4 protein-coding genes are annotated in these 7,402 nt (G+C 71.8%); 3 read left to right on the top strand and 1 reads right to left on the bottom strand.

The window, feature by feature from the left end:
• Positions 1-570: 570 nt before the first annotated feature.
• Entirely contained in the window at positions 571-1,392 is an 822-nt protein-coding gene (locus tag ABT381_RS34190) for a Fic family protein (protein ID WP_351601468.1), read from the bottom strand.
• 101 nt (positions 1,393-1,493) lie between these two features.
• On the opposite strand from ABT381_RS34190, the gene ABT381_RS34185 reads away from it, so the two are divergent.
• The 3 genes from ABT381_RS34185 (at position 1,494) to acs (ending at position 7,324) form a co-directional block, all read left to right on the top strand.
• Entirely contained in the window at positions 1,494-2,486 is a 993-nt protein-coding gene (locus tag ABT381_RS34185) for an ATP-binding protein (protein ID WP_351601465.1), read from the top strand.
• Positions 2,487-2,808: 322 nt separating this feature from the next.
• Positions 2,809-5,160 (top strand): SulP family inorganic anion transporter, encoded by a 2,352-nt coding sequence (locus tag ABT381_RS34180; protein ID WP_351601461.1) that lies wholly within the window; start codon positions 2,809-2,811, stop codon positions 5,158-5,160.
• Positions 5,161-5,362: 202 nt separating this feature from the next.
• A complete protein-coding gene (gene acs, locus ABT381_RS34175; RefSeq protein WP_351601458.1) occupies positions 5,363-7,324 on the top strand; it encodes an acetate--CoA ligase in 1,962 nt (653 codons plus the stop codon).
• The last annotated feature ends 78 nt before the right edge of the window (positions 7,325-7,402 follow it).

Genomic DNA, 7,402 nt, shown 5'->3' with positions numbered 1-7,402 from the left:
GGTCGCCGTCGCGGTGGGCGCCGCCGCGGCCACCGCGGGCCTGGTCTGGTACGCCAGCCGGCGGCGCGGCACGCCGGCGCGCGCCCTCTCCGCCTGAGGCGTCCCCCCCCCGCGCGCCTCCTAGCGCCTCCCAGCCGGAGCCGAGCCCCTACAGGCGCCCGAATCACCCCCGTTTGAAGGCAAAAGTAAAGATGTGTGGTGAGGGGTTCCGCTTACCGGACAGCAGGAGTACAAAGGAATTAACGGCCCGCGAGACCAAGGATTCTCCGAGAGGAGCACCTTCAACGCAGTAGGCCCCACGGACCGAGCATGAACGTCGGGCACCCACGCGACGCCGACCCGTCGATTACGGGCCAGCCGCACCAGGTAAGGACAAAGTCTCCGACCTGTCGGCAACTATCGTGCACGCATTGGTAACTCGGCGAGAGTGCAACGCGGCGGTACCGAGCAGGACCAGGTACCGCCGCAACCCTTGTCCGGGCCCCTGAAGGCCAGGCCCGTTGGCCGCCCGAAGGCCCGTCCTGTGCAGCCCCTCGTGGGCCGTACTGCGCAGCGCCTCGAAGGCCCGTGTTACGCAGCGCCTCGCTGCAGCGCCTCGCACACCGCCGTGCTCTCGCGTGCGCCCAGCTCGACCGCGCGCCCGCAGTGCGCGATCCAGGCCGCCATTCCCTCCGGGGTGCCGGACACGTAGTTCTCCAGGGCCGCGACGTACGCCGCCCGGCCCAGCTCCGCGTGGCCGACCTCCGACGGGGAGATCGACTTCGGGTCGAGGCCGCTGCCGATCAGGACGATACGTTCCGCCGTGCGCGCCACCAGGCCGTTGCAGGACCCGAAGGGGCGCAGCGCGAGCAGCTCGCCGTGCACCACCGCGGCCGTGACCAGCGCCGGCGCCTTGGTACCGGACAGCACCAGACGGGCCAGCCCGTCCAGCCGGCCGGCCACCTCCTCGGCATCCGGGAGCGGCAGCTCGATCAGCGGCTCGGTCACCGGCTCGCCCGCCAGCCGGGGCCGGCCCACGCTCTCATCGGGCGCGTCGCCGCCCGCCGCAACCAGGTGCAGCCGGGCCAGCACCCGAAGCGGCGACTGCCGCCACACACTCAGGAGCTGCCCCGCCTCGGTCGACAGGCGCAGCGCCGCACCCACGGTGCGCGCCTCGCCGTCACCACTGAAGTCCGTGCGCCTGCGCACCTCCTCCAGCGCCCAGTCGGCGCCGGACAGCGCCGCCGAGCCGCGCGCGCTGCGCAGGGCAGCCTCCGCGGTGACCTCGTTGCTGCGGCGCCGCATGATCCGGTGCCCGTAGACCCGGTCGATGCTCTTGCGTACGGAGTCCACGCTGTCGGCGACTCCGGGGAGCGAGGCGAGGGTCGCGAGCGGGTCGGCTGTCGTACTCATGGGGACGACCCTACGCACCACAAGGGCACACCCCTCGTTGGAGTGGTCTTCTTCACGTAAACCCCTCACGTAAGGCGATTCCGCAATTACGCTTCGTGAACATGAAGATCGCTTTCGTGGGCAAGGGCGGCAGTGGCAAGACCACGCTGTCCTCGCTGTTCATCCGTCACCTCGCCGCCACCGCCACGCCCGTGATCGCGGTGGACGCCGACATCAACCAGCATTTGGGGGCCGCGCTCGGCCTGGACGAGGACCAGGCCGCCGCGCTTCCCGCGATGGGCGCCCATCTCCCGCTCATCAAGGACTACTTGCGCGGCGACAACCCGCGCATCGCGTCCGCCGACACGATGATCAAGACGACGCCTCCCGGTGCGGGTTCGCGGCTGCTACGGGTCGTCGAGGACAACCCGGTGTACGCCGCCTGTGCACGGGACGTACGCCTCGACGACCGCACGGTCCGGCTGCTGGCCACCGGGCCGTTCACCGAGTCCGACCTCGGCGTGGCCTGCTACCACTCCAAGGTCGGCGCGGTGGAGCTGTGCCTGAACCACCTGGTGGACGGCCGCCAGGAGTACGTGGTCGTCGACATGACGGCCGGCTCGGACTCGTTCGCCTCCGGGATGTTCACCCGCTTCGACCTGACCTTCCTGGTGGCCGAGCCGACCCGTAAGGGCGTCGCCGTCTACCGCCAGTACAAGGAGTACGCGCGCGACTTCGGTGTCGAGCTGAGGGTGGTCGGCAACAAGGTGCAGGGCCCGGACGACCTCGCCTTCCTGCGCGAGCAGGTGGGCGACGACCTGCTCGTGACGGTCGGCCACTCCGACTGGGTGCGGGCCATGGAGAAGGGCAGGCCCGCACCCTTCGTGGAGCTGGAGGACGCCAACCACGAGGCGCTGCGCACGCTGCACGCCACCGCCGACGCCGCATACGAAGGACGCGACTGGGAGCGCTACACCCGGCAGATGGTGCACTTCCACCTGAAGAACGCCGAGAGCTGGGGCAACAGCAAGACGGGGGCCGACCTGACGTCCCAGGTGGACCCCGGGTTCGTACTCTCCGAAGGCATGGCCACGACCGCGCCGCAGCCCGCCTGACGGCCGCGCGGCGGCCCGCAGCGGATGCTTGCCGGTATGTCACAGGGGGCCGGGCCCGCGGTCCGATGCCGCGCCCGGCCCCGCGGCAGACGCACGCCGGACGACCGCTCCCGCATTCACCTGATAGGCGGAACCACCAGCCCATTTGCCTGTCATGGCTTCTCCGTGGCCGGACGCGACATTACGGTTCCTTTACCGACACTGGAGAGTCACCGGACCGTCACCCACCACGACGCACCCCGGCCGGCTCAGCCCCCGCAGTACACCGCCGCCCCACGACCGCGCCCCGTAGCGCGGCCGCGTCGCCCCGGAGGAGACGGGAATGCCGCAGCCTTACGCACCCGAGCCGGCCACGCCGGGGTCCCAGGACCCCCGTGACGCACAGCAGGACCACGACCGTCAGCGGCCCGCCGGAAAGCCGTCCGGGCCCTTCCATCGCCTTTCCCCGGGGGCCTGGCGCCACGATCTGGGCGCCTCCTTCGTCATCTTCCTGATCGCCATCCCCCTCTCGCTCGGCATCGCGCTGGCCACTGGTGCGCCGCCGCAGGCCGGACTCGTCGCCGCGGCCGTCGGCGGCCTCGTCGCGGGCTTGCTCGGCGGCGCCCCGCTCCAGGTCAGCGGCGCCGCCACCGGCCTCCTCATCGTCACCGCCGACCTCGTGCAACGGTACGGCTGGCGGGCGACCTGCGCCATCACGGTGCTGGCCGGGCTGACCCAGCTCGCCCTGGGCGCGCTCCGGGTGGCCCGCGCGGCCCTCGCCATCAGCCCGGCGATCGTCCACGGCATGCTCGCGGGCATCGGCGTGACCATCGCGCTCGGCCAGCTGCACGTGGTGCTCGGCGGCGGCGCCAACAGCTCCTCGCTCGCCAACATCGCCGCGCTGCCGGGCCAGTTGGCCGGGCTGCACGGCGCCTCCGTACTGATCGGCGCGGTCACCGTCGCCGTACTGGCCGGCTGGCCGCGCCTGCCCGGACGGACGGGGCGCGCGCTGCGCAGGATTCCCGCGCCGCTGCCCGCTGTCGCCACGGCCACCGCCATGAGCGCGGGCTTCTCGGTGCCCCGGGTCGAGCTGCCCTCGTGGACCGCGCCTGCACTGCCCGCACTCCCGGACACGCCGCTGCTCGGCCTGGTGGCGGCCGTCCTGACGGTCACCCTGGTGGCGAGCATGGAGTCGCTGCTGTCCGCGGTCGCGGTCGACAAACTGGCCGCCGAGCAGCCGGGCCCCGGCCCCGGGCGCACCCACCTGGACCGTGAACTGGCCGGTCAGGGCGTGTCGAACGTCCTCTCCGGGCTGCTGGGCGGCCTCCCCGTGGCCGGCGGCGCGATCCGCGGCTCGGCGAACGTGAAGGCGGGCGCGACAGGGCGTGCGTCGACGGTGCTGCACGGCGTGTGGGTGGTGCTCTGCGCCGGGCTGTTCGCCGGCGCGCTGGAGCTGATCCCACTGGCCGCGCTCGCCGCCCTGGTGATGCTCGTCGGCGTACGGATGGTGAGCTTCGCGCACATCCGGCACGTCCAGCGGCACCGCGAATTCCCGGTCTACGCCGTCACCCTGGGCGGCGTGGTGGTCTTCGGAGTACTGCAGGGGGTCGGGCTCGGCATCGCCGTCGCCGTCTTCCTGGCGCTGCGCCGGCTCACCCACACCCGCGTCTCCGTCATCGAGGACGGCGGCCGGCACCAGGTGCGCGTCAGCGGCCAGTTGACGTTCCTGGCCGTGCCGCGGCTGGCCCGCGCGCTCGCCCAGGTGCCCGTGACGGCCCATGCGGTGATCGAGCTGTACGGCTCCTTCATGGACCACGCCGCCTATGAAGCGCTGCAGTCCTGGACGAGCGCGCACCGGGCGCGCGGCGGCGAGGTCACCCTCGGGGGACGCGGCGGCAGGCCGATCGGGGAGCCGTCCGGCACACACGCCTGCCGTCCCTGGACCCCGTGGCGCAACCACCACTGCACCCGGACCGCGCGGCCCGCCGGTACGGCCGAGGGGCAGCTCCTGGGCGGCGGCCAGCTGCTCGGCGGGGTCAGCGCCTTCCAGCGGCATACGGCGCCACTGGTCCGCGAGGAGCTGGCGCGGCTCGCCCGGGAGGGCCAGCGGCCCACCAATCTCTTTCTGACCTGCGCCGATTCCCGCCTCGTCACGAGCATGATCACGTCGAGCGGTCCGGGCGACCTCTTCACCGTGCGCAACATCGGCAATCTGATGCCGCCGCCGGGCACGGAGGCCGCCTGCGACTCCGTGGGCGCCGCCATCGAGTACGCCGTCGACGTGCTGAAGGTCGGCTCGATCACCGTGTGCGGGCATTCGGGCTGCGGCGCGATGCAGGCGCTCCTCGCCTCGGACCGCCACGAGCCCGGCGCGCAGACCCCGCTCGCGCGCTGGCTGCGCCACGGCCGCCCCAGCCTGGACCGGATGGCACGGCCGGAAGGCGCGGACGTCAGCCTCGCCGACCGGCCGGTCGCCGACGACCTGGAGCGCCTGGCGCTCGTCAACGTCATGCAGCAGCTCGACCACCTGATGACGCATCAGTGCGTGGCCCGCCGGGTGGCCGAGGGTTCGCTGTCGCTGCACGGCATGTACTTCCACGTCGGCGAGGCGCAGGCGTACGTACTGGAGCACGGCTCCGACCGTTTCTCGGCCGTACGGCCCGAAGCAACGCCGGTCGCACCGGTCACGGCGTAATACGCCACGAGCGATATCCGGCGGCACCGCCGTGACCTGCGACGACTCTCCACCCGGTCAACTCCCGGACCGAAGTCACCCGGAAGGTTGATGATCATGTAAAGGTCTACACCAATTTTTATCAACAGCCCTTGTCAGGGCAGCCCATCGGCTGATGAGCTATGGCACGGGACAACCGGACGCCCTGAGACTGGGAGATGCCGTGAGCAACGAAAGCCTGGCCAACCTGATGAAGGAGGAGCGGCGGTTCGCGCCGCCCGCCGACCTGGCCGCCGACGCCAATGTCAAGGCGGTGGCGTACGAACAGGCAGCGGCGGACCGGCTGGGCTTCTGGGCCGAGCAGGCGAAGCGTCTGAGCTGGGACACCGCGCCCACCCAGACGCTGGACTGGTCCAACGCGCCCTTCGCGAAGTGGTTCGCCGACGGCAAGCTCAACGTCGCGTACAACTGCGTGGACCGGCACGTGGAGAACGGCCTGGGCGACCGGGTGGCCATCCACTTCGAGGGCGAGCCCGGCGACACCCGGGCCATCACCTACGCCGAGCTGCAGCGCGAGGTCTCCAAGGCCGCCAACGCGCTGACCGCGCTGGGCGTCGAGGCCGGCGACCGGGTCGCGATCTACCTGCCGATGATCCCGGAGACGGTCATCGCCATGCTGGCCTGTGCCCGGCTGGGCGCGCCGCACTCGGTGGTCTTCGGCGGCTTCTCCGCCGACGCGCTGGCCACCCGCATCAAGGACGCGGACGCCCGCGTCGTGATCACCTCCGACGGCGGTTACCGCCGCGGCAAGCCCTCCGCGCTCAAGCCCGCCGTCGACGAGGCGCTGACCAAGCCCGGCACGGAGAACGTCCGCAACGTCCTCGTGGTCCGCCGCACCGGCCAGGACACCGCCTGGATGGAGGGCCGGGACGTCTGGTGGCACGAGCTCGTCGAGCAGCAGAGCGACCAGCACACCCCGCAGGCGTTCGACGCCGAGCACCCGCTGTTCATCCTGTACACCTCGGGCACGACGGGTAAGCCCAAGGGCATCCTGCACACCACGGGCGGCTACCTCACCCAGGTCTCCTACACCCACCATGCGGTCTTCGACCTCAAGCCCGAGACCGACGTCTACTGGTGCACCGCCGACGTCGGCTGGGTGACCGGCCACTCGTACATCACCTACGGCCCGCTCTCGAACGGCGCGACCGAGGTGCTCTACGAGGGCACGCCCGACACCCCGCACCAGGGCCGCTGGTGGGAGATCGTCCAGAAGTACGGCGTGACGATCCTCTACACGGCGCCGACCGCGATCCGCGCCGCCATGAAGTGGGGCGACGACATCCCCGCCAAGTTCGACCTGTCGAGCCTGCGCGTGCTGGGCTCGGTCGGCGAGCCGATCAACCCCGAGGCATGGGTCTGGTACCGCAAGCACATCGGCGGCGACCGGACGCCGGTCGTGGACACCTGGTGGCAGACCGAGACCGGCGGCATCATGCTCAGCCCGCTGCCGGGCGTCACGACCGCCAAGCCCGGCTCCGCGCAGGTCCCGCTGCCCGGCATCGCGGCGACCGTGGTCGACGACGCCGCGAACGAGGTGCCGGACGGCGCCGGCGGCTACCTGGTACTGACCGAGCCGTGGCCGTCCATGCTGCGCACCATCTGGGGCGACGACCAGCGCTACCTCGACACGTACTGGTCCCGCTTCGAGGGCAAGTACTTCGCGGGCGACGGCGCGAAGAAGGACGAGGACGGCGACATCTGGCTGCTGGGCCGGGTGGACGACGTCATGCTGGTCTCCGGCCACAACATCTCCACCACCGAGGTCGAGTCCGCGCTGGTCTCGCACCCGAAGGTGGCCGAGGCGGCCGTCGTGGGCGCCACCGACCCGCAGACCACCCAGTCCATCTGCGCCTTCGTGATCCTGCGCGGCGGCGCCGAGCAGGACGAGGCGCTGGTGAACGAGCTGCGGGCGCACGTCGCCCAGAGCCTGGGCCCGATCGCCAAGCCCAAGCGCATCCTGCCGGTCGCGGAGCTGCCCAAGACCCGCTCCGGCAAGATCATGCGTCGGCTGCTGCGCGACGTCGCGGAGAACCGTGACCTGGGCGACGTCTCGACCCTGACCGACTCCTCGGTCATGGACCTGATCCAGACCCAGCTGCCGAGCGCGCCGAGCGAGGACTGACCGGTACGACGCACAGAGGGGGGGGGGGGCGCGGGGGCGCCTCCCGGGGGGGGCGGGGGGGAGTGGCCTGGAACCGGG

The organism is Streptomyces sp. NPDC000151 (assembly GCF_040301705.1).
Taxonomy (GTDB): domain Bacteria; phylum Actinomycetota; class Actinomycetes; order Streptomycetales; family Streptomycetaceae; genus Streptomyces.
The sequence above is the reverse complement of the archived record's forward strand: the minus strand, read 5'-3'. Positions and strand labels throughout refer to the sequence as shown.

Excerpts from the sequence above, each read along its gene's own strand:
- ABT381_RS34180 (WP_351601461.1), top strand. The coding sequence starts at position 2,809 with ATGCCGCAGCCTTACGCACCCGAGCCGGCCACGCCGGGGTCCCAGGAC.
- ABT381_RS34190 (WP_351601468.1), bottom strand. The coding sequence starts at position 1,392 with ATGAGTACGACAGCCGACCCGCTCGCGACCCTCGCCTCGCTCCCCGGA.
- ABT381_RS34185 (WP_351601465.1), top strand. The coding sequence starts at position 1,494 with ATGAAGATCGCTTTCGTGGGCAAGGGCGGCAGTGGCAAGACCACGCTG.